We start from the raw sequence: 22,898 nt of genomic DNA on the forward strand, positions 1-22,898 counted from the left end.
AGAATGCTCAGCGGCGCACCGCTGCAAGCGTTACGGCGCATCGCCGGTCTGCGTGGCCGACCGCGCGTGCTCGCGGTGGATCGCTTGCGCGAGAAAGCGATACCCCGCCCATGCGGCCGCGCCGAGCGATCCCCACTTGATGAGCGGCTTGGTGCCGGCGGCCAGCGTCGCGCGCAGCGGCTTGGCCAGTATCAACGACGCGAGCGAGCTCACCAGCGGGTGGCCGGTGAACCAATCGGTCAGCGAGGCATTGATGCTCTTGCCGCCCGCCCTGGACCGATGGCTGGAAAAGCCCGGGACGAACAGCTTCAGCCAGCCGAAGCTCGACAGACTGTGATGAAGCTCCATACGCGCGTGCACGAACTCGGAACGCTCGACCTCGGCGCGCAACAGCAGCAACTCCTTGCGGACCGTGCGCAATTGCGGAGAACTCAGGTCCTTGACGGGACCGTGCGCGCGGGCACGTGCGTGATGCTCGGTAGTCTGGCTCATGGCGGGCAGTGAATCTCGGTTCGATTGGGGCGCTCAACGGTAATCAACGGCAATCAACGGCAAGCACCACCCAACTAAGGCTGACGGAACATCTCGCGGTCTTTCTCGAACTCGTTGAGCGTCGCTTGAAAAACGATCGGCGCGTCATGCAAACCGCTGCGTGCCTTGAGCGCGCACAAAAGCGCGCCAATTCCATAGACGCCGGTAATGCCCGCAAGAACCTGCCATCGATAGGTGTCCCAGAATGCCACGGCAATCAGGGCTGTCAGGCTGATGAGCGCCATCATCGCGAACATGACGGCGATGAGGCCGAGAAACACTACGGCCAGAATGCGCTCGCGCTCTTCCGCGAGCTCGATGCCGATGAGCTCGAGCCGCGTTTGCAACAGCGCGTACAGCGAACTCAGCATCCGTCGCAGCGGTCCGTGCTGGTTGGCGGATGAATGCGGCGATGGGTTGTCGTCGTTTGGCATGAAGTTCGGACGGATTAGCGCATAACCCCGCGCGGGCAGACGGCGCCAGCGATTTGCCGTACAGGCTCACGGCCGAGCGGGCCAGCTCGGCGGCAGCCTGACGGGCACCGGCGCGCCGGCCGGCGCACCCGGATTACTTGCGGTTGATGAGAAGGCCGAGCACCATGCCGATCCCCGCTGCAACGCCAATAGCCGTCCACGGGTGTTCATGCACGTAGTCGTCCGTTGCGCGCGCAGCCTTTTTGCCTTTTTCCACGACGACGACCTGGACGTCGGCCGCTTTTTCCTTGGCTTGCTTGAGCCGGGAGAGCGCGGTTTCGCGCAATTCCGAGGCGCGTTCGCCTGTGGCATTCGCGGCTTGCTTCAAGAGGTCCTCGGCATCCGCGAGGACGGTTCTGATATCGGACATCAATCTCTCCTTGTTAACTTCAGCCATTCGAATCCCCTAGTTTCCATCCACGCGTGCATCGTACCAAAGATAGGACAGCCGGCGGGCATATGCCACACCCGATGCACATGCAGAATCCATTCCCGGCCCGATTCGCATAACCGATGCGCCTCACCGGACGGCTTTATCGCAGACTGCGCGCGGCTTGAAGAAGTTTCGTCGGCGCGACGCCGAATTTACACAGGCACCGGCCGATATACGGCCGGGTGCCACGCGCTCAGAAGAATGCTTGAATGCCTGTTTGGGCGCGTCCGAGGATGAGGGCGTGGATGTCGTGTGTGCCTTCGTAGGTGTTGACGACTTCGAGATTGACGAGATGGCGCGCAACGCCGAATTCGTCCGAGATGCCGTTGCCGCCGAGCATGTCGCGCGCTAGTCGGGCAATGTCCAATGCCTTGCCGCAGGAGTTGCGCTTCATGATCGACGTGATTTCGGACGCTGCGATGCCTTCATCCTTCATGCGGCCGAGGCGCAGCACGCCTTGCAAGCCGAGCGTGATTTCGGTTTGTATGTCGGCGAGCTTCTTTTGCACGAGCTGATTGGCCGCGAGCGGGCGGCCGAACTGCTTGCGTTCGAGTACGTACTGACGCGCCGTATGCCAGCATGATTCCGCCGCCCCGAGCGCACCCCAGGCAATGCCGTAGCGCGCCGAATTCAAGCAGGTGAACGGTCCGCGCAAGCCGCTTACATTGGGCAGCATGTTCTCGCGCGGCACCAGGACATCGTCGAGTACGATTTCGCCGGTGATCGATGCGCGCAGTCCGACCTTGCCGTGGATGGCCGGCGCACTGAGGCCTTTCATGCCTTTTTCGAGGATGAAGCCGCGGATGGTGTCCTTGCCGTCTTCGTCGAGCTTGGCCCAGACGACGAACACATCGGCGATCGGCGAATTGGTGATCCACATTTTGGCGCCGGTCAGCACATAGCCGTCTTCGACCTTGCGTGCGCGCGTGACCATGCTGCCCGGATCGGAGCCGTGATCGGGTTCCGTGAGCCCGAAGCAGCCGATCCATTCGCCGGTGGCGAGTTTCGGCAGATAGCGGGCCTTCTGCGAATCCGAGCCGAACTCGTAGATCGGCACCATCACGAGCGACGACTGCACCGACATCATCGAGCGGTAGCCCGAGTCGACCCGCTCGACCTCGCGTGCGATCAGGCCGTAGCTGACGAAATTGAGACCCGGCCCGCCGTATTCGTCCGGAATGGTCGGACCGAGCAGACCGATGGCGCCCATTTCGCGGAAGACCTCGATATCGGTGCGCTCGTGACGAAACGCTTCAGTGACGCGCGGCAGCAGTTTGTCTTGCGCATAAGCGTGCGCCGCGTCGCGCACCATGCGTTCCTCTTCGGTCAACTGCTCGTTGAGCAGGAGCGGATCGTCCCAGTGAAACCGGGCAGGCTCGGCCATCGTGATCTCCTTTCAGGTCTGTTGTCGCGAAAGCATCGCACCGCCGCGCGAAGCGCTGGAGCGGGATGCCCCGCGTTAGCGGATCCGCGCGTGCGGCTCGAACAGCGGCCCTTGCACGAAGCGCGCACCGAACTGCTGGAGCGCATCGAATTGCGCTTCCGTCGCCACTCGATCGAAAATCAGCGGAATGTGCAGTCGGTTGGCGTACGCAATGAGCGGCTTGGTCATGGCATCTCTCAAGACAGCTGCACCGTCGATTTTCAGAAAGTCGAGCCGGGCCATGTCCGATACCGACATGATGTGTCCGGCATTCGGCAGATTACCCGCCACCTTGAACCCGAAGCGCTGGTAACTCTTCGTGAGATAGCCGAGAAACGTGCGATGGGCGACCGCGATACCGGGCAGTTCGATCACGATACGCGCGGGGTTGAGGCCGAGCGAGACGAGCACCGTGGAAAAGTGCTGGCCGTGATCGTACTTGACGCTCTTGAGCAGACGCTCGTGCACGCGCAGAAAAAGCAGTCCGTGCTGTTGCGAGCCGAAAAAGTTGATTGCATGCAGCGTGCGCGCGAGGCGATCGCGCGCGACGAGTTCCTGGTCGTCCTCGACGCGTTCGCAAGGATCGAACGGCGTGCCGCCGGGCGCGAGCGTCAGTGCCTGAAAGCCCAGCTCGTCGCCGAAACGGTCTGCGCTGTCGGGCGCGGACCAGAGCGTTTGTATGCCGTTCATGCTCACGTCGAAGATGGGCTGATAGCCGCTTTCGAGGCGCAAGCCGTCCAGGTGCGCATAGGCGAAGCCCGGCGGCGTGTCGCCGCCGGACGACAAGTGCTCGCGCAAGAAAGGATGAGCGGCGGCGTGTTCGAGGAGCGCGGGAATGGTCGGGGGGATCATGGGCAGGCGTGGGAGGGGTGCTGTGTCGATGGTAGCAGCACCCTGGCCGGCAGCATCGTTACTTCGTCGTTACTTATATCGATATTGTCCGGTAGTGCTCCATCAGGGTTTACGTTGAATCAACAATGAGTAATTGGTTTTACCATGCGTAAATCGAGAAGCACCACGGAGATAGGATTCATGCACTCAGCCTCTCGCCACAGCGGACCTGACGGCTATCAGTCGGGTTTTGCCAACGAGTTCGCCACCGAAGCGCTACCTGGCGCGCTGCCCGTCGGCCGTAATTCCCCGCAGCGCGCACCGTACGGCCTGTACGCCGAGCAACTGTCGGGGACCGCGTTCACGGCACCGCGCGCGCATAACCGCCGCTCGTGGCTTTACCGAATCCGCCCGGCGGCGGTTCATCAGCCGTTCGAGCGCATGCCGGCGGATGACGCTGGCGGGCCACCGCCGCGACTCGTCGCGAACTTTGCTCAAGTTCCGCCCACGCCACCGAACCAGCTTCGATGGGACCCGCTGCCGCTGCCCGATACGCCGACCGATTTCGTCGACGGGCTCGTTACGATGGCCGGCAACGGCAGTGCCGCGGCGATGTCGGGTTGCGCGATCCATCTCTATGCGGCCAATCGTTCGATGCATGACCGCTTCTTCTATAGCGCGGACGGCGAACTGCTGATCGTGCCGCAAGCGGGGCGGCTGGCGATCGCCACGGAGATGGGACGGATCGACCTCGAACCGTCGGAGATCGCCGTCATTCCGCGCGGCGTGCGATTTTCGGTGGCGCTGCCGGACGCAAGCGCCCGCGGTTACGTCTGCGAGAATTTCGGTGCACTGCTGCGCCTGCCCGATCTCGGACCGATCGGCTCGAACGGGCTCGCGAATCCGCGCGACTTCCTGACGCCGCAGGCCGCATACGAAGATCGGGAGGGCGCCTTCGAGTTGGTGGCAAAGCTCGACGGCTTGCTCTGGCGCGCCGATATCGGACACTCGCCGCTCGACGTCGTGGCGTGGCACGGCAATTACGCGCCTTATAAGTACGATTTGCGCCGCTTCAACGCGATCGGCTCGATCAGCTTCGATCATCCCGATCCGTCGATCTTCCTCGTGCTGCAATCGCCAAGCGACACGCCGGGTGTCGATTCGCTCGACTTCGTGATTTTCCCGCCGCGTTGGCTTGCGGGCGAAGATACCTTCCGACCGCCCTGGTTTCATCGCAATGTCGCGAGCGAGTTCATGGGGCTGGTCCACGGCGTCTACGATGCAAAAGAGGAGGGCTTCATGCCGGGCGGTGCGAGCCTGCACAACTGCATGGCCGGACACGGCCCCGATGCGGCCACGTTCGAAAAGGCGTCGACGATGGATACGACCAAGCCGCAAAAGGTGGCCGACACGCTCGCTTTCATGTTCGAGACGCGCACGTTATTGCGGCCCACGCGTTTCGCGCTCGAAAGCGCTCAGTTGCAGGCCCGCTACTTCGAGTGTTGGCAGGGGCTGCGCAAACGCTTCGACGCTGCCCGCCGATGACGATCGTTCGCGGAAGACATCGGATCGGCTTGCAGACGCCCGGGCAGGGCGGTTGCGGCCGCCGCAGGGCCGGGTTTCAGCCGAACGCCAGCAGGAACGTGCCGGCCGCGACGAGAGCGGCCGACCAGAGCCAGTCGAAGTTGATCCAGCCGCGCCGCAAGACGCCGAGCCCCACATACTGATAGGCAACGAACGCGAGGATCGCGCTGGTCGCGGTTGCAACGGCCGTATGCAGCAGCGTGGCCGCAGCGGCGGGACCGAGCGGCCCGCCCGGCGGTCCGAACGCCCCGCTCGTGCAAAGCGGCATCAGCGCGGGAACCAGCATGAGCCCGGCGCCATGCAGCGTCGCCGTCGCGGCGGACCACAAGGCCAGCCCCGCGAATCCAGCCGTCATGCCCACTGCGATGCGGTGCCGATGCCCGTAGAAATGGTGATAGATGCCCCATGCGACCAGCATCGCCCCGAGCGCGAGCTGCATATGCAGCGTACGGGCGAGCACGCCGAACGCGAGCGCCGAGCTCGTCACGGCGAATACCGACACGGCGTGTCCGAGCGCAAGCGGCGGCAGCGCGGCCCAAAGCGCCTGGCGGCTGCCGCGCTGCAGCCCGAGCGCAGTCGCGAACAGCCATCCCATGGCCGGATTGACGCCGTGAAAGACGCCGCTGCCGACGATGGCCACCCAACTCGTCGCGGCGGTGGCGGCGCTTGCCGCGCTCAGTGTCGCACTCATACGGACCCCACGCCTCCCGCGGCGTCTCACGGGTAGCAGTAGGAATCCGACGAGGCGTCGCCGCCTTCGAGCCGGATCTGATGTGGCCGATGGGTGTCATGCCACGGCAGATAGAACTCCCGGTCGAACTCGAGCCCGCTGCCGGCTGGCGCATCGAGCTTGACCATCCAGCCGGCGATGCCGTCGGGATAGAACTGTTCGTCGATCGCACCGTAAAGCGAGTTCGTGAAGTAGACGCGTTCGCCGTCCCGGCTGACTTCGACCATTTGCGGTCCGCCGTTGAGCGGACGGCCGTCGGCGCACGGATGCGTGGCGCGCGAGGCGATGCCGCCCACGCGCACCGTGCCCGTCAACTCCGGGTGAAACGGATCGGAAACGTCGTAGCGGCGCATGTCGCCGGTGCCCCAGCAGGCGACGAACAGCGACTTGTCGTCGAGCGAGAGCGCGATATCGGTAACGAGCGGCGGGACCGCGGAAAACCCCTTGAGCATCGGCGGCAGGATCGCCGGGTCCGCCGGTTCGGCCGGAATTTCGATGATTTTGCGCGCGGCCCAGCGGTTGCCGTCTCGATACCAGGTCCAGATCGATGCCGAGAGGTCCTTCAAACTGATGACCGAATTGACGAAGCCGTAGGCCTTGGTCGGATCGTGCGCCGGCCGCAGCTCGAAGACGAGTTGATGTTCGGCGCCAAAATCGAGGGTTTGCTGGTGTTTGCGCGTGTTGAGATCCCAGAAGTGCAGCCGATGGCCATACTGCCCGCCGAGCAGTACCTCGGGCACGAGGCCGTTTTCGAACGTGGCCGGCAGCCCCCATTCGCTGGATACGAGCGTGTCGAAGCCGAGATGCCACCAGGCATCGTAGGCGAGCTCTTGCGGTCCGCGCTCGATTTCCCAGCGGCCGCGGACATCGAACGTCTCGTGATCGATGAGCATGACACCGCCCGGCGCTTCGCCCTCGGCGTTCGCGAGTGCGGTCACGTAGATTCCCTGCGGGCCGCAATGGACGGTATGCGGGCGCGTATAGCCCGCTTTGCGTTTGAGCTCCTCGGGCTCGATCACGCGTACGATGGCCGGGCGGCGTGGGTCGGGCTTCGTATCGAGGATGTGGATGCGCGACGAGCGCAGCCCCGGCACGACGAGATAGCGGCGCTCGGAGTGCGGGTGGGGCGCATTCGGACACAGGCACGAGCTGCAGGCGTTCCAGCCGAAGTGATGCAGCTCGTCACCGGTATTGGGCATGGCGACGCGGTGAACGATGGTGCCGTAGCTCGGCGAATCCGCATCGAGATCGACGACGGCGATTTCGTCGGGCGTGGCGCGCTTCGGATCGAAGCTCGCCACGTAGGCCAGCGTTTCCGGGGGAGCGTCTGCGGCGAGCCGCGCAGACGGGTAGAACGTCGGATCGGGTTTCCAGGACGGCATGAGCCTCTCCAAGAGAGGGGGAGGCTCACTATCGTAGGTGGCCGTCGTATGGAAAATCAAGGAACCGTTTGGAATAAGCTAAGGCCCGTTCAGGCGGGGCCCTCATCTCGGCCGCGCCGGGTTGCGAAGGGCAAGCACTCCGTCGCGCTGATCCAATAGGTAGCGCACGCGTTCGATGCCCGCCCGTTGCGCTTCCTCCCGCGTGCTCCAAAACGGTACGACGGTCTCGGGTCCCTCCAGTTGCACGGGTTGTCCGTCGCGTTCGACATCGATGACGGCGAGCCAGCTGTTGCGCTCGTTGCGCTGCGTGTGCACGGTCACGCTGTAGCCGCGATACACGAAGCGCTCGGGCGGAAACTCGTCGCGATCAGATGGGAAGGGCATGAGCGGGTGCCCGTGTCGGACAATGCGCGGCGGCGCGGCGGTTCATGCCGCGCGCGCGTGTCGATTGCCCCTGACGAGCCGCGCCACGCCGCAGGCGAGCACGGTCGCCACGACGGCTGTGGCAACAGGGAATGTACCGGCCGTATTGACTGCCATCTCGACGGGATGTTCTCCCAGCAACTGCATTCGCCGGCGCATCATTTGTGCACCCAGCGTGCGCAATTCGGGACCGAGCGCGCGCTCCGCGAGAGGTAGCAGCTTCGTTTCCTCATCGGCGACATGGTGCAGGGTATCGCGCATCAACTCCATGAACAGCGAATCGTATGCGGCGTTCTCCGGGCCCATGCCACGCAGCTTCGCGATGATTTCGCGCAGTTGGTCATGCTCCGGCTGGCTCTTCTTCAGAATTTCGTCAGTCGGTGCGATGCGCGCAAGGGCAGGGTAGAAGAATTCTTCTTCGAGCTGTGCATGTATTTCAAGCGCTCTGCAGACGGAGGTGACGATCGCACGTTTGCGCCACCATGCGGTTTCGCTACCGTAGCGATGAAATGCAGATACGGCGTGGGAGTGATCGAGACGAATCATCGTCGTGATGGTGGGCACGTAGGGCATGGTATCGACCTCTGATGGTGGGACACGGTAAGGGACCGTGCGCGTTCCGCTGAGCATGCTGCGTTCCCGCGCGGCACCCTCACCGCAAAAGCAGTCGGGCGTGAACACGCCCTAGACGATGCGCACCGGAATCGATTTCGCCCCCGGGACCTTGCTTTCCTTCGCGTAGTGCCAAAGCGGCAGCAATACGTTGCATTCCGGGTAGTAGCCGCCGATACAACCCTCGGGTATCGCATACGCCTTGATTTCGAGCCCTTCGAGGCGCCGATCGATGCCGTCGTCGGCGATCGTCTGCAGCGTCACTTTCTGCCCTTCATGCAAGTGACGTTTTTCGATATCCGCTTTATTCATCAGAATGACCATGCGCGTATTCTTCACGCCGCGAAAACGGTCTCCGGTGTTGTAGATCGTCGTATTGAACTGGCTGTCGCTGCGCAATGTCATCAGACGCAGCGCTTCAGGCACCTTCTCCGGCATGTCGGGGTCTTCGCCCAGCGAGTGGGGCGTGAGGAACTCGGCCTTGCCCGATGGGGTTTTCCACTGGCGATGACGTGCGGCAAGCGGCCGGTGGAAGCCGCCCGGCTGCCACATGCGCGCGTTGAAGTCGTGGAAGATGTCGGGGTAGGTCTTGGCGATTTCCTCGCGCACGAGCGAATAGTCGTCGCGCCAGGCGTCCCAGTCGACGGTGGAACGCTCCCCCAGCGTTGCTTTGGCGATGCCCGCCACGATGTATTGTTCCGGGCGGGCTTTTTCGCTGGCGGGTTCCGTGACGCCTTTCGAGCCATGCATGCAGCCCGTGCTGTCTTCCATCGACACGGCTTGTTCGCCTAGTGGCGTACGGTGAATTTCGATTCGGCTCAGGCACGGGAGGATGTACGAGACTTCGCCGTGAACGAGGTGGCTGCGGTTGAGCTTCGTCGCCACATTGACGGTCAAGCGCAGACCTGCCCATGCCGGCTCCGTGCGCAGCCGATCCGGGACCGAGCGTACGAGATTGCCGCCCAGATTGACGACGGCTTTCACCTCGCCATTCAGCATCGCTTCGAACGCTTCAACGGTGTTCAGCCCTTTGCTCCTCGGGGGCTCGAACGAGAACTGCGTCGCGAGCTGATCGAGCGGCGCCAGTTCCGGCTTCTCGGTGATGCCCACCGTGCGCTGGCCCTGCACGTTGGAGTGTCCGCGCACCGGCGAGGGGCCGGCGCCCGGCTTGCCGATGTTCCCGCGCAACAGCAAAAGGTTGGTGAGCATGCGCACGTTCTGCACGCCGAGCCGATGCTGCGTCAAACCCATCCCAAAGTGCGCCATTACCGCGTTGGCCCGCATGTATTCGTCGGCCGCATCGAGCAGCGCCGCGCGCGTGAGGCCGCTCACACGTTCGATCTCGCTCCAGTCGGTTGCCCGGGCATAGGCAGCGAACTCCTCGAAGCCGATCGTGTGTTCATCGATAAAGGCGACATCGAGGACGCGAGGCAAGCCCTGCGTTTTGGCTCGATCGTCCGCTTCGATGACCGCCTTGCAGATGCCGAGGATGGCCGCCGTATCGCCGCCCGTCTTCACCTGGTGGTACTGCGTGCTGATCTGTGTCTGCGCGGGTGTCAGCATCTGCACGGGCGACTGCGGGTTCGCGAACGAAACGAGGCCGGGCTCGACCAGCGGATTGAACGTGATGATGGGAACGCCGCGATTGCGTGCTTCCTGCAACTGGTGGAGCATTCGAGGACTGTTGGTGCCGACGTTCTGTCCGAAGAAAAACATCAGGTCGGTCTTTTCGAAGTCTTCGAGCGTGATCGTGCCGACCCCGACTCCAATGGCTTCCTTCAGTCCGACGCTGGTGCTCTCGTGGCACATGTTCGAGCTGTCGGGAAGATTGTTGCAGCCATACATCCGCACGAAAAGCTGATACATGTATGACGTTTCGAGGGATGCCCGCCCCGACGTGTAGAAAACGACGCTCTTGGGATCGAGCGCGGCCAGTTCCCGGCCGATCTCGCGAAAGGCGTCCTCCCAGCTGACTTCGACGTATCGATCGGTAGCAGCGTCGTACTTCATCGGTGCGGTGAGTCTTCCGGCCTCCTCGAGGTCATGGTCGGGCCAGTTCAGCAGCGAGCTCACCGTATTGAGTTCGAAGAACTCGGGCGTCATGCGCTTCGCAGTGAGGTCCCACGCGGTCGCTTTTGCTCCGCTTTCGCAGAATTCGAACGTGTGAGGATCGGCCGGCTTTGCCCACGAACAACTGACGCACATGAATCCGTCGGGCTTGTTCTGCTTGAGCAGAACCGCACTGTCTTTCAGTGTGACCTTTTCCTGCGCGAGGATGTTCGTTACCGCTTTCAGCGATCCCCAACCGCCGGACGCGAATGGATATGACGGACTCTTGTTTGCCTTGCTCATGGCGGGATGCTCCGGAGAAACAGCGCTACGCAGGTCCGTAGCGAGCAATCTCCATTCCATCCCGCCCCGAGGGCTTAGCGCTTGTCGACGATCGTCGTGTTGACGATCTGGCCCGCGATGACCGTATTCGAGAGCGTGATCGCGTTCACGTTGTAGGCATAAATCGGCCCGGGCGAGGTGACCGTGGCAGGACCCGCCGCGACCGGGGTGCCGAAGTCGCAGTTGCTGATCGAGACGCCCGAGATCGGCACGACGGTCGGCGCGGGTGTGGGTCCGTTGTAGTCGGATGCGACGGGACCTTGCGCGACGATCGCCTGAAAACAGGAGCCGGTTACGCCGTTCAACGTCACGTTGCTCGCCTTGACGTCCGATATCGTGATGTTTTGCACGACGGGCGGCCGCGTTCTGACGGCATCGTTAGCGGGCTGATAGTCGCAGTCGAACGTGACGATTCCGCCTTGAGCCGCTGCCGGATTCCCGGCCGCCGGCGTGACGACGCCCAGCGGCACGCTCGCATTGATCGGACTGCCGGCGAGAAACGCGCTGCCGTAGCCACCGCCTTTGAGACTGACGCCGTTCGGCAGCGTCACGCCTTTGACGTGGAAGTCCTTCACGTAGCCGCCGCGATTCATGTTCGTTTTCACGCGAATGGCGATATTGAGCGGATTGGTTTGCCAGTTTGCGTTGAGCATCGACAGGTTCGTCGCGAAGATCTGCTCGACGCCGCCGCCCATCTCGCTGCCGAGCGTAATGCCGCCATGGCCGCTGTTCATCGTGCAATCGCGAATCAAATGGCGTTTGGCCGGACCGTATCCGGTGTCGAGATTCTTGCCCGATTTGATGGCGATGCAATCGTCGCCCGTATTGAACGTACAGTTTTCCACGAGGACGTTGGTGCAGGCCTCGGGATCGAACCCATCGTTGTTGGGACCGATGCTGTCGGTCGTCACGCCGCGAAACACGACGTTCATGCAGGCCGTGGGATGGTGCTGCCAGAACGGCGTGTTTTGCGTCTGGTAGTTTTCCATCAGCACGTTCTTGCAGTCGATGAATTCCACAAGGCACGGACGCAGATAATGGCCGAGCCCGAAGATGCGTTTTTCGACGGGCACGCCGGCTTCGGAAAGCGCCGGCAAGTAGTTCTGGTCCTGCTGCCACGGGGTGCTGGGCGAGGTCAGCAGCGCATAGAGCGCGTCGGAGATGCCGGGCGCCACGAGGCGCAAATCGGCGTTGTTCGGGTTGGCATACGCTTGGCTCGGCACCGATGCGCCTGCTCCGTAGGCGCCGGACGAGCCCTTGTACGTCCACCAGCAGACGCTGTTGTTGCCGCTGCCGGAGAACGGCGTCATGGCTTGCCCATTGAGCACCGAACTCGGACCTTCGCCCGTCAGCGCGATGTTGATCGCGTTGCGCGCATAGACCGGAGCGCCGAAGTTCAGGCAGTCGTCGGCCTGCCAGCGGCTGTAGTAGAGCCGGCCGTTGGCGCCGCAATCCACGGGGCCGTCCTTCGCATAGTCGGCAGGGTTCGGGGTGAAATAGATCGTGCAGTTCGCGCTCAGGTGAAAGCGGACGTTGCTTTGCAGGACGATCGGCCCAGCGCAGTACCAATTGCCGGCCGGAACGACGACACGACCGCCGCCTTCGCGGTGGCAGGCGTCGATCGCGGCCAGGAATGCCGGGCGCGAGTCGAACGCATTGGGGGCGGGCGTCTTCTCGGAGCCCGGGCTGACAGGCGACTTGACCACGTTCGTGTAGGGCGAGGCGGCCGCCACGACGCTCACGGACTGTGCGCCGTAAGCCGTCACGTCGTAATCGCGCGGACGAAAGAGCGTCTTCGAAACATGCGCCACCATCGCCGCGATCCTCGCGGCCGCGCCGTGTTCGCCCCAAATGAGATCGACCTGGGGAATGCCGGGCGCCGCGGCGAACGCGCGCACGGCGCTCAGTGGTCCCAGCGTGCCGGCAAGTGCCGCACCGCCGAGGCCGACGAATGCGCGGCGCGTGAGGCGGACGTTCGATAAGGCGGAAATCGATGATGCACGACGACGGCTTTTTGCTGTCATTTGGAACGCCTCCTGGATAGGATCGACGAGCGGCAAGGGACGCGCGGCCCGCGCTGAGTCTTATGTTGTCGTACTACGTTGAGGAGTGTAGTTCCGAACCGTTCCGGCTGAGAAATCTCGTAACCCGCGGAGCTAGTGCGCTTGATGGTGAGTGGAGCGCAGTGCGACTCATCGGTCATCGTATGACTGGCGCGCGCAATAAGCGGATGTCGGGCGGCTAACCGCCGGATTCGGAGGATGCGGCCTAAAACGCCGGGGCGGCGCCGTTGCGCACGTAACGTACGTAGAGGCTCGCGCTCAGCACTGCCGCTGCTGCGGCGGCCAGCGCAGCCATGAGGAACACCGAGCCATACCCGAAAGCGCCTGCGACATAGCCCGCCAGGGGACCCATGATGCCGAGCGAGAGGTCGAAGAACACCGAGTACGCCGACAGCGCCGCACCGCGGCTCGCGGGGGGCACGAGTCCCACGGCCTCGACGCCGAGCGCGGGGAAGACGAGCGCGAAGCCGAAGCCGGTCAGCGCCGCGCCGGCCAGCGCGGCATGCGGGGTGCCGGCCAGCCACAGCAGAATCAGGCCCGCGCATTCCAACGAGAACGACGCGATGGCAATGCGCAACCCGCCATATGTTTTGATGGCATTGGCGAATGCGAGGCGGGCGCCGACGAACAGCATGCCGAATACGCTGAGCGCGAGAGCCGGGTGTTGCCAGCCGCGCGCGGCGTAGTAGAGCGCGATGAATGTCGCGATGGCGCCGAAGCCCGCGGTGCCGAGCGCAAGGCCAAGGCCGTGGGGCAGGACGCGCATGAAGACGCTCGCATACGACATCCGTTCGCCATGGACAGGCGGGACCGGCGCGACCCGGCGCGCGAACGCGTAGCCCAGCGCCGCGAGGACCACGGTGACGGCGCCGAGCGCCCACGGACCGCCGAGCGCATGGGCAAGCGCGGCACCGGCCGGCGCGCCGACGGCAATGGCGCCGTAGGTGGCGACGCCGTTCCACGAGATCACCCGCGCGCTGTGATGCGCGCCGACGCGTCCGATGCCCCAGAGAATCGCGCCCGTGCCGACGAAGCTCTCGCCGAAGCCGAGAACGAGCCGCGAGAGCAAGAGGACGGCAAGGCTTGCGATACGCCACTCGGTCAACATGCTGGCGATGAGCAGCAGCGCGCCGCTCGCACCGCACGCGGCAAGGCCGGTGAGCACGGTGCGCCGGGCGCCCCGCGCATCCGCGCTGCGGCCTGCGTGCGGACGCGAAGCGAGTGTCGCCGCGTATTGGACGCTGACGGCCGCGCCGGCCAGGACCGAGCCGAAGCCGAGGTCGCCGTTGACGAAGCCCGGCAAGACGGGCAGCGGGATCCCGATCGTCAAATAGCAGATGAACGTGAAACAAACGACGCTGACGATGCGCGCGGTCGCCGTGCGATCGGACAACGCGGGTTGAGGTGCGGAGGCGGACTCGGCGGACATGGGCTCGGCGACGGGACTGGGCAAGACGTAAAACCGGAAACCAAGGATACGCGGCACATCCGCTGGGGGCGCGCCCGTGAACCGGGCGGCCTTCCCATGCGGCTCGCCGCAAAGGCGGGATTGTCTCATGGAACCGGTTTCTTTGCGTTGCAGCAAAAGACGGGGCCTGGCGGCGAACGGCATGCGCGACGGCGCGATTCCTGTACCATCGGCGGGCGCCGCGGTCCAAGACACGGCGGCGCGATATTCACTGTTCCGACGTGTCCGATCCCACTATCGATGAAACCGACTTCCGAGCGCCCACGCCGCGCGCCGCGCCTCGTCGCGCGTTTCGTAGCCATTTCCTGGCGCGATCTCGCGGTCTCGTTCGGCCCGATCCTGCTCGTGTCGGCGGCCGCAATCTGGGGTGCCATCCGCCTCATTCAGCCTGCGCCGCCGACCACGCTCACCATCACCGCGGGTCCGCCGGGCAGCTCGTTCTGGAACGCCGCCATCGGCTATCGGCGCATCCTGGCGCGCAACGGCATCAAGCTGATCGTGCTGAGTTCGGAAGGGTCGCAGGAGAACCTGGAGCGGCTTTCCAACGCGCACTCCGGTGTCGATGTCGGTTTCGTGCAAAGCGGACTCGTGGCGCCGCCGCCTGAGCTGTCGGCGGCGAGCGCGTCGGCGCCTTCGTCGGCTTCGTCGGGTTCATCGGCCTCCCAGCCGGTCGCGGCCTCTGCGTCCGCCGCGCCGGCGCCCGGGGTGTCGCCATCCGCCTCCACGTTGGCGCTGGCGCTGGCTGCATCGGATGGTACGCCGCCGTCGGCTGCATCGGACGCCGCCTCGGCGCCCGACGGCGGCGCGGTACCGCGGCCCGTGCCGAAAGGGCTCGTGTCGCTCGGCAGCGTCGCCTACGTGCCGCTCGCCGTGTTCTACAACGGACACGCCCGGTACACGAGGCTGTCCGCGTTCGCCGGCAAGCGCCTGGCGATCGGGCCCGAAGGCAGCGGCGCACGCGCCTTGGCGCTCACGCTGTTGAAGGCCAACGGGATCGAGCCGGGCGGCAGTACCACGTTGCTGCCATTTACCGGCGAACAAGCGGCCGATGCGTTGACGCAGGGAAGCATCGATGCCGCGTTCTTTTCCGGCGACTCGGCGCAAGTCCCTGTGATGGCCCGGCTCACGCGCACGCGAGGCGTGCGGCTCTTCTCGTTTTCCCAGGCGGATGCGTACACGCGGCGCTTTCCCTATCTGACCGATGTCGTCTTGCCGATGGGCGCGTTCGATCTCGGCAAGAACGAGCCTCCGCGCACGGTCCACACGCTCGCGCCGACGGTCGAGCTGATCGCCCGCGATTCGCTGCACCCCGCGCTATCGGATCTCCTGATCGAGGCTGCGCGTGCGGTCAACGGCCGGCCGAACCTGCTGCAGCGCGCGGGCGAGTTCCCGGCGCCGATCGCGCACGATTTTCCCATCAGCGATGACGCCGCGCGCTACTACAAGTCCGGCAAGAGTTTTCTCTATCGGCTGATGCCGTTCTGGTTGGCGAGCCTCGCCGACCGGCTCATCGTGTTGATCGTGCCGATCGTCGTCGTGCTGATTCCGGGGCTGCGTCTCGTACCGTCGCTTTATGCGTGGCGTGTGAAGTCGCGAATTTATCGCTGGTATGGTTCGCTGATCGCGCTCGAGCGCGCTTCGCTCAGCGACACGTCCGAAAGCGAGCGTTCGGCGCTCGTCGACCGCCTCGACGAAATCGAGGCATCGGTCAACCGGCTCAAGATGCCGCTTGCCTACGCGGACCAGTTTTACGTGCTGCGAGAGCACATCGGGTTTGTCCGGGAGCGGCTCGCGAAAAAGAGCTGAGGGGGCGCGCACGCCGCAAGGCAGCGCGCGTAAGATTCAGATACGCGCAGCGTGGCCGGGTAGTCCGGCGGCGTCGCACGGCTCGAGGCGGTCCAGGGTGCAACGGGAGACAACAATGAAGCACGGTATCGATGCGGCCATGCCGCTGTGGTTCTACGACTTCGTGTCGCCGTTCTCGTATCTCCTGCTCGAGCAGCACGACAAATGGCCCAGCCTGCCGTTCGCCCTCGTGCCCGTTTCGGTCCATGCGCTCTATCGCCACTGGGGGCAGCGACCGGCGAGCGAAGTGCCGCCCAAACGGGCGTTCACCTATCGGCACGCTCTGTTTCGTGCCGAACAGCTCGGCATTCCGTTCAAGATGCCGCCGGTGCATCCGTTCGATTCGACGAAGGCACTGCTGCTCGCGGCCGCCATCGGTGCCGATCTCCCCACCGTGTGCACGATGTTTCGTTTTATTTGGCGCGATGGCCGCGATCCGTCGACGCCCGACGGTTTCGCGGATCTTTGCAGCGCGGTCGGCATGCCGCATGGCGAGCGGCTCGTCGAACACGAGGAGACGAAGTCGCGGCTGCAGCGCAATCTCGACGATGCGATCGCGCTCGACGTATTCGGCGTGCCGACGTTCCGGCTTAATCGCCAGCTCTTTTGGGGCGAAGATGCGTTGCCGATGTTGCTGTATTGCGCGCGCTCGCCAGGCTGGCTCGAGTCGCCCGAAGTGCGGCGCCTCGGCGAACTGCCGAACGGGATCGCCTCGTAGGGCCGATAGCCGATAGCCGATAGCCGATAGCCGATAGCCGATAGGCCGCGCCCTAGCTGCGCTGACTCGTGCGCCGGCGCTCGGCGATCCGGTATTCGGTCGGCGAGATCGCGAGCCGCTTGCGGAAAATCTTCGCGAGCCCGTCGCCGCTGCTCACCCCGCAACGGCGGGCGATCTTGTCCACCGGCAGATCGGTTGCAACCAGCAGCAGACAACTGGCGTCGAGCCGGGCACGCAGCAGATATTCCGACGGTGTGAGACCCATTTGCGATTTGAAGCGGCGCAAGAAGCTGCGCTCGCTCATCGCGGCGACCTGCGCGGCCTTGGCGACCGAAATCGGGCGGCCGTAGTTTTCGCGCATCCATCGTGCCGCGGCGTTGATCTTCTCGCGCGCGCCGCCTTCATCGAGCTCGCCGAGCACGGCGCCGAGACGCCGCCACGCGCCCGGCACCGAGCGTTCGGAGATCTCGCGCGCGGCATCGGCGCCGCGATCGCGTTTGACGATCGACAGCGCGGCAGCGATCGGGCCGAGGGGGTCGTCGAGCGCGACCGGCTGCTCGATCAACGGTGGACTTCCCGCAGCGGCGCCGATCGCGAGCGGCACGCTGGGCACGGGCGATCCCGCTTCCGGATGTTCGTTCACGGCATGGGCGGCGGCCAGGATGGCGAATCCTTCGCCGATCGCCTTCACGATGCGGGTCTTCTCGAGCACCGCACGCAGATGGCGCAGAAAGGTTTCGTCGGTTTTCGCGAGAGCGGCGCCCGGGCCGCCGGCGATGAAGAGCACATCGAAACCGCGCGCGCCGTCGTCTTCGAGCCGCTCCGACCAGACGCGCATGGCGCCGCTGCTCGCAATACTGCCGCCGACGTCCGACACGACGACGAGTTCGTAGGGTTCGGGCGCCTCATGTGCTTCGGGCATGCCTTGCGGCTCGACGTGAGCCTGTACCCGCGGCTCGGCGCGCGGTGTCGGACTTGTGCGTGACGATGGCGGCGGGGGCTGCCCTGCATGCGTCGCGCCCGCACCGGGGGCCGAGCCTGTGCCGGGGCCCGTCGGCGCGCCTGAGTGCTCCTGCGCTGCGACTTCGCGTTCGAGTTCGATCTCGTCGGCGAGCCGGAACACCTCGGCGACCGAACTCACTTCGACGAGTGAAAACGCGTCGAAGATCAGAATAGCGATGCGTTTGGTCATGAGAGCAATATCGTCGCGACGACATCGGCGCCGCTCGCGGACATTCGCCTTGCAGCGTTCGTGGCAGCCAGCCCGGATTCCCGGCGCCCTGGTTCGACGCCGAAAAAGAATCGTGCACGGGGTGAAAGCTAATGGACTGGCTGCGTCGCATCATATGCGGCGCGGCGCGACGCGCCTCGCGCAGCGTCGGAAAAGCGCGAGATGTTGTCAGATGGTCTCGATACTTTCGCGCTGCACGGCGAAGCTCCGGCCGCGATATGCGAGCCGGCGCGCCTTCGCATGTCGGTGCGCGCCGCGCCAAGTCACTGCCCGGTGTAGCCCGCGGGAACGGTAACGTGGGACATCATGGCGTTGCGGTTCGACGAGACGACGTAGATCGGCGATTCGCTGAGCGGCAGCGTAATGCGTCCGTTGCTGTAGGGCATGGATGCGGCGTTGCCCATGACATCGAGCACGGTGACATTGCCCGACGTGCCGTCAGCATCGACCTTCAGCGAGTACGGCACGGTGTAGGTGGCACTGAAGCCGGTCGCGGCGCTCCACACGGCATTGTTGTGCGTCCACAAGGCGGTGACGATCTTGCCGCCGTTCAAGCGTTGGAACGCATAGCCGTAGACGCCCGAGGGGACGTCCTTCAGATAGCCGAGCGTAGTGGTGCCGTCGATGATGCGCGTCATGGCCGCGACGGCCATGGCGGCGGGTTTCGGGCTGATGTCGTTGGAGCCGTAGCTGCCTTTCGGGTTGGACAAATCGAAGAACAGCCCATAGCCGGGCGGCGAGTCGGGCGTGTCCGACGAATAGAACACGTAGGTCATATCCGCACCCTCGCCGAGCAGAATCAAGTGCGTGCGCGCGACGACGGCGCCCTGGGCGAAGAGCACGTTCTGCGTGGGGTAGTTGGCGCCGTAGGCGGTACCGATGTCATAACTGATACCGGTTTCGGTCGCGAAAAGTTTGGCCCCGGGTTTCAGATACTGAACCATCGCGCGACGCAGCTCGCGCATCGAAGCGGGCAGCGCATTCGCCGCGCTGGCGGCCTGCCCACTGGTTGCGAGCCGTTCGGGCGGGTGCGACGGCGAGCAGCCGACATCGTAATAACCGTGAATTGCAAGGCCGTCGAGGTAGTGCGCGAGGCCCAGCGGCGCGAGGCGCTTGAGCCAGCGCGTGTTTTCGCGTACCGATGCGTTGGCGGTGCCCATGACGACGGCGTGCGGATCGGTCGCATGAATCGACTCGTAGGTCGCGCGATAAAGCGCGACGAAGTGGGCGTCGGTATCGCGCCAGGGCAGTCCGCCGTCGTAGTCGGGCTCCCAGGTCGTTTGATAGTAATTATTCGATTGATTCGGAAAGTAGCGCGCTCGAATGGCCGCGGAGTCCTCGCCGACCCGGCGCATGTAGCTGCGATAGGCGGCCTCGGACGACGGCGCATAGCTGTGCGTGCGCTGGCCGGTGGGACTCGCCCAGCCCGGAATGCCGTCGAGCTGGATGAGCCGCATGATGTCGCCCTGTCTGAAGTAGCGCGCGAGCGTTTCGGTACCGGGCTTGAACGTATCGGCCTTTTCCTCCTCTTTCATGTACCAGTTGCGATTGTCGTTGGCCCACGAGAAGCCGAGCGTCGGGTAGAGCGGCCGATAGCCGTCTCCATCGCAGCAGGTTTCGCCGGGCTCGAGGTAGTTGGTCCCCTGTCCGCCGAAACGATGCTGATCTTCGTGCGAGTAGGTTGGGGCCGGCAGCACGCGGGCCACATCGGGCAGCACGCCGAATGTGGCGATCCCCGCGGGGCGGGTGCCACGGGCCGGCAATGCAGCACCTGCGTCCGCGAGCCGCGCCGAGACCGCGAAATAGCCGGCCAGCGGGGAACGGCAGCGCAGTGTGGTCGTGCGCGCACCGGCGCTTACGTGTAGACGGCCGCTCGCGCGCACAACATCGCGCGCGTCGTGTATTTGCCAGACGACGGTGTCGTCGTGTTCGATGTGCGTCGTGAACGCAATCGTAAAGTCCCGCTCCACGGTGAACGTGCGCGTGCCGTTGCTGCCCGGCGTATCGGCTTCGAGTGCTTCGCCTTTTTCGCGCGCCGCGTGCGTGCTCGCGCCGGGCTCGCAGGCGATCGATCCGCTCACGCTGAACGGCATCGCCTTGGCTGTGGCCGCCGCAGCGGCCGTGGCGGCCGCGGCGCGCGTCGGCTGCACTTGCTCAGCGTCGGTGCGGCCGCGTTCGCAGGCCGCGAGCGCGCATGCCAGCGAGAGCAGGACCGGCGTCGCGAACGATGCGAGCCGGCTCAGGCGCGGGCGCCGATGCGCCTCGCGGTCGAGGAGGGCTGCGGGCATGAAACGAAGGCGCTCCTGGAAGACGGATTCTCGAGTTCAGCACAGTGTTCGCGCAGGGACCGTGCCCTGGCGAACATTTCGTGTGAACGATCCGCGCTACCGTCGGAGCGGCCCGCCGCATCACTGCGCCACGTAGCCGGCGGGAACCGTGACGTGGGACATCATGGCGTTGCGGTTCGACGAGACGACGTAGATGGGCGACTCGCCGAGCGGCAGCGTTATGCGGCCGTTGCTGTAGGCCATGGACGTGGCGTTGCCCATGACGTCGAGCACGGTGACATTGCCCGACGTGCCGTCGTCGTCGACCTTCAGCGAGAAGGGCACGGTGTAGGTGGCACTGAAGCCCGCCGTTGCGCTCCACACGTCATTGTTGTGCGTCCACAAGGCGGTGACGATCTTGCCGCCGTTCAAACGTTGGAACGCATAGCCGTAGACGCCGGTGGGCACATCGTTGAGATAGCCGAGCGTCGTGGTGCCATCGACGATGCGCGTCATGGCGGCGACAGCCATCGCGGCGGGCTTGGGGCTGATGTCGTGCGAGCCGTAGCTGCCGTTGGCATTGGACAAGTCGAAGAAGAGTCCGTAGCCGGGCCCATCGGGCGTATCGGACGAATAGAAGACATAGGTCATGTCCGCACCCTCGCCTAGCAGAATCAAGTGCGTGCGCGCGACGACGGCACCGTGAGCGAAGAGCACATTCTGCGTGGGGTAGTTGGCGCCGTACGACGTCCCCATGTCGTAGCTGATGCCGGCTTCCGTCGAAAACAGTTTGGCGCCGGGCTTCAGATACTGGGCCATCGCGTGGCGCAACTCACGCATCGAAGCGGGCAGCGCGTTGGCCGCATCCGCCGGATTCGGATCGGTTGCATGCCGCTCGGGCGGATGCGACGGCGAATTTCCCACGTCGTAGTAGCCGTGAATCGTCAATCCGTCGAGATACTGGGCGAGGCCCAGCGGCGCGAGACGTGCGAGCCATTCCGAGTTCGTGCGCACGAGCGCGGCCGTGACGCCCATGACCATCGCGTTCGGATCGGTCGAATGCAGGCCCGTGTAAGCGGCACGGTACATCGAGATCATGTTGGCATCAGTGTCGGACCAGTGCGTCGGTCCGCCGCCGTCGGGCTCCCACGTGATCTGGTAGTAGTTGTTTGCCGCCTTCGGGAAGTAGGCCGCGTGGATCATCGCGGAATCGGTGCCGACCCGGCTGGCGTAATCCTGAAACGCTGCCTCCGAGGACGGCGCATAACCTTCGGTCTGCCCACCTGTCGGACTCGCCCACGCGGGAATGCCGTCGAGCTGGATCAGCCGCATGATGTCGCCCCCGCGGAAGTACGGTGCGAGTGTTCCCGTACCCGGCGCGAATGTGTTGGGACCGTTCGGTTCTTCCATGTACCAGTTGCGATTGTCGTTGACCCACGCGAGACCGAGGTCGGTGTAGAGCGGCCGATAGCCATCGCCGCTGCAGCAGGTGGTGCCGGCCACCAGGTAGTTCGCGCCCTGGCCTCCGAACCGGTGCTGGTCTTCGCGCGCGTAGACGGGGGCGGGTAGCGTGGCCGACAAGTCGGGCAGCACACCGAACGTCGCGATACCGGCCGGACGTGTGCCGCGCGATTGCAACTGCGCCCCGTTCGACGTCAGCGATGCCGTGACGGCGAAATAGCCGGCGAGCGTCGAGGAGCAATCGAGGTTCACGGTATTCGCGCCGCTTTGCACGGGAAAGCTGCCGCTCGCGCGTACGACGTTCCAGTCGTCGCGGATCTGCCAGCTCAGCGTATCGGCTTGCGCCGCGCGTGTGGTGAAGGCGAGCTTGAAGTGGCTGCCCGTTGCGAACATGCGCGAGCCGTCGCTGCCGGGCGTGTCGGCTTCAATTGCGTCGCCGCTCGAGGATGCGGCGCTGGTCGGACTCGACACCGATCCGCACGTCAGCGCCTGAGCGCCGGCCGCGACGATGGGTGCGGCTGTGTTCGCTTGATTGGCTCCCGCGGAGCCCGAGCCGGCGCCGCCGCCACCCCCTCCGCCGCACGCGGCGAGCGCGAGAACCGCGCACGAGAGTGCGGCGGGCAAGGCGACGTAGGGTGGGGAAAAACTGGAACGCTCGGTGAGCAGGGACGGAAGGAGGCGGGGGGCGCGCTTTGACAGCGCAGTTGTTTTCGTCTTCATTCGTAAGGTATGAAAAAAGCCGCGCCGTAAAAAGTGACGAGCGCAGGCATCCCGCATCGCAAGAGCGATGAAGGGGGGCCGCCAAAAGGCGGCGCAACCAAGGGAATGACGCGGTGTGTCGATTCGGCACGAAGAGGCGCGACCCGCTTAGGCGGGGCCCTCGACCGCAAGAGCGGCCTTGCCGGAACGGCTCGTGACGCCAGGCGATGAAGAATCGGGCGCGACGGCGATGTGCAAACGTTTGCGTCTGACGAAACCGTATTGGCCGGCGATTCGGTGGACGAAAGACTACCCCGATTCGGTAATTATCGG

The 22,898-nt window shown here is 64.8% G+C and carries 18 protein-coding genes; 3 read left to right on the top strand and 15 right to left on the bottom strand.

What is annotated here, in order from left to right; genetic code table 11:
• Positions 1–30: 30 nt before the first annotated feature.
• The 5 genes from ACR9ZC_RS10820 to ACR9ZC_RS10840 form a co-directional block, all read right to left on the bottom strand.
• Positions 31–492, bottom strand: a complete 462-nt coding sequence (locus ACR9ZC_RS10820; RefSeq protein WP_481580266.1) for a DUF3318 domain-containing protein — start codon at positions 490–492, stop codon at positions 31–33.
• A 74-nt stretch (positions 493–566) separates the two neighbouring features.
• On the bottom strand, positions 567–965 hold the full coding sequence (locus ACR9ZC_RS10825) for a phage holin family protein (protein WP_481580267.1): 399 nt from the start codon (positions 963–965) through the stop codon (positions 567–569).
• Positions 966–1,098: 133 nt separating this feature from the next.
• Positions 1,099–1,401 carry an ElaB/YgaM/YqjD family protein gene (locus tag ACR9ZC_RS10830; protein ID WP_331567886.1) on the bottom strand — a complete coding sequence of 101 codons (303 nt, stop codon included), beginning with the start codon at positions 1,399–1,401 and terminating at the stop codon, positions 1,099–1,101.
• Positions 1,402–1,630: 229 nt separating this feature from the next.
• Positions 1,631–2,821 carry an acyl-CoA dehydrogenase gene (locus ACR9ZC_RS10835; protein ID WP_481580268.1) on the bottom strand — a complete coding sequence of 397 codons (1,191 nt, stop codon included), beginning with the start codon at positions 2,819–2,821 and terminating at the stop codon, positions 1,631–1,633.
• A 75-nt stretch (positions 2,822–2,896) separates the two neighbouring features.
• Positions 2,897–3,712 carry an EAL domain-containing protein gene (locus ACR9ZC_RS10840; RefSeq protein WP_331567884.1) on the bottom strand — a complete coding sequence of 272 codons (816 nt, stop codon included), beginning with the start codon at positions 3,710–3,712 and terminating at the stop codon, positions 2,897–2,899.
• Positions 3,713–3,892: 180 nt separating this feature from the next.
• Between ACR9ZC_RS10840 and hmgA the strand changes: the two genes are divergently transcribed.
• Positions 3,893–5,236: a homogentisate 1,2-dioxygenase gene (gene hmgA / locus ACR9ZC_RS10845; RefSeq protein ID WP_481580269.1), complete on the top strand. Its 1,344-nt coding sequence runs from the start codon at positions 3,893–3,895 to the stop codon at positions 5,234–5,236.
• Between the two features lie 76 nt (positions 5,237–5,312).
• Here the strand turns inward: hmgA and ACR9ZC_RS10850 are convergent, their stop codons facing one another.
• The 7 genes from ACR9ZC_RS10850 to ACR9ZC_RS10880 form a co-directional block, all read right to left on the bottom strand.
• The gene (locus ACR9ZC_RS10850; protein ID WP_481580270.1) at positions 5,313–5,966 is read right to left on the bottom strand and encodes a hypothetical protein; all 654 of its coding nucleotides are present in this window, start codon (positions 5,964–5,966) and stop codon (positions 5,313–5,315) included.
• Between the two features lie 26 nt (positions 5,967–5,992).
• Positions 5,993–7,387 carry a selenium-binding family protein gene (locus tag ACR9ZC_RS10855; RefSeq protein WP_481580271.1) on the bottom strand — a complete coding sequence of 465 codons (1,395 nt, stop codon included), beginning with the start codon at positions 7,385–7,387 and terminating at the stop codon, positions 5,993–5,995.
• A 102-nt stretch (positions 7,388–7,489) separates the two neighbouring features.
• Positions 7,490–7,771 (bottom strand): DUF6566 family protein, encoded by a 282-nt coding sequence (locus ACR9ZC_RS10860; protein ID WP_481580272.1) that lies wholly within the window; start codon positions 7,769–7,771, stop codon positions 7,490–7,492.
• 42 nt (positions 7,772–7,813) lie between these two features.
• Positions 7,814–8,383 carry a hemerythrin domain-containing protein gene (locus tag ACR9ZC_RS10865; RefSeq protein ID WP_481580273.1) on the bottom strand — a complete coding sequence of 190 codons (570 nt, stop codon included), beginning with the start codon at positions 8,381–8,383 and terminating at the stop codon, positions 7,814–7,816.
• Between the two features lie 111 nt (positions 8,384–8,494).
• Complete coding sequence (locus tag ACR9ZC_RS10870; RefSeq protein ID WP_481580274.1) at positions 8,495–10,774, bottom strand: FdhF/YdeP family oxidoreductase; 2,280 nt, start codon at positions 10,772–10,774, stop codon at positions 8,495–8,497.
• 74 nt (positions 10,775–10,848) lie between these two features.
• Positions 10,849–12,837, bottom strand: a complete 1,989-nt coding sequence (locus tag ACR9ZC_RS10875) for a glycoside hydrolase family 28 protein (protein WP_481580275.1) — start codon at positions 12,835–12,837, stop codon at positions 10,849–10,851.
• A 244-nt stretch (positions 12,838–13,081) separates the two neighbouring features.
• Positions 13,082–14,305 (bottom strand): MFS transporter, encoded by a 1,224-nt coding sequence (locus tag ACR9ZC_RS10880; RefSeq protein ID WP_481582641.1) that lies wholly within the window; start codon positions 14,303–14,305, stop codon positions 13,082–13,084.
• Positions 14,306–14,584: 279 nt separating this feature from the next.
• Here ACR9ZC_RS10880 and ACR9ZC_RS10885 point away from each other — a divergent pair, with 279 nt between their 5' ends.
• Entirely contained in the window at positions 14,585–16,150 is a 1,566-nt protein-coding gene (locus ACR9ZC_RS10885) for a TAXI family TRAP transporter solute-binding subunit (protein ID WP_481580276.1), read from the top strand.
• Positions 16,151–16,265: 115 nt separating this feature from the next.
• Positions 16,266–16,907 carry a DsbA family protein gene (locus ACR9ZC_RS10890; protein WP_331567876.1) on the top strand — a complete coding sequence of 214 codons (642 nt, stop codon included), beginning with the start codon at positions 16,266–16,268 and terminating at the stop codon, positions 16,905–16,907.
• A 52-nt stretch (positions 16,908–16,959) separates the two neighbouring features.
• Here the strand turns inward: ACR9ZC_RS10890 and ACR9ZC_RS10895 are convergent, their stop codons facing one another.
• The 3 genes from ACR9ZC_RS10895 to ACR9ZC_RS10905 all read right to left on the bottom strand — a co-directional run bounded on the left by ACR9ZC_RS10895 (position 16,960) and on the right by ACR9ZC_RS10905 (position 22,586).
• On the bottom strand, positions 16,960–18,099 hold the full coding sequence (locus tag ACR9ZC_RS10895) for a helix-turn-helix domain-containing protein (RefSeq protein WP_481580277.1): 1,140 nt from the start codon (positions 18,097–18,099) through the stop codon (positions 16,960–16,962).
• Positions 18,100–18,401: 302 nt separating this feature from the next.
• On the bottom strand, positions 18,402–20,426 hold the full coding sequence (locus ACR9ZC_RS10900; protein WP_481580278.1) for a hypothetical protein: 2,025 nt from the start codon (positions 20,424–20,426) through the stop codon (positions 18,402–18,404).
• A gap of 120 nt (positions 20,427–20,546) precedes the next feature.
• A complete protein-coding gene (locus ACR9ZC_RS10905; protein ID WP_481580279.1) occupies positions 20,547–22,586 on the bottom strand; it encodes a hypothetical protein in 2,040 nt (679 codons plus the stop codon).
• Positions 22,587–22,898: the final 312 nt, after the last annotated feature.

The organism is Trinickia sp. HAY1-2D (assembly GCF_056754935.1).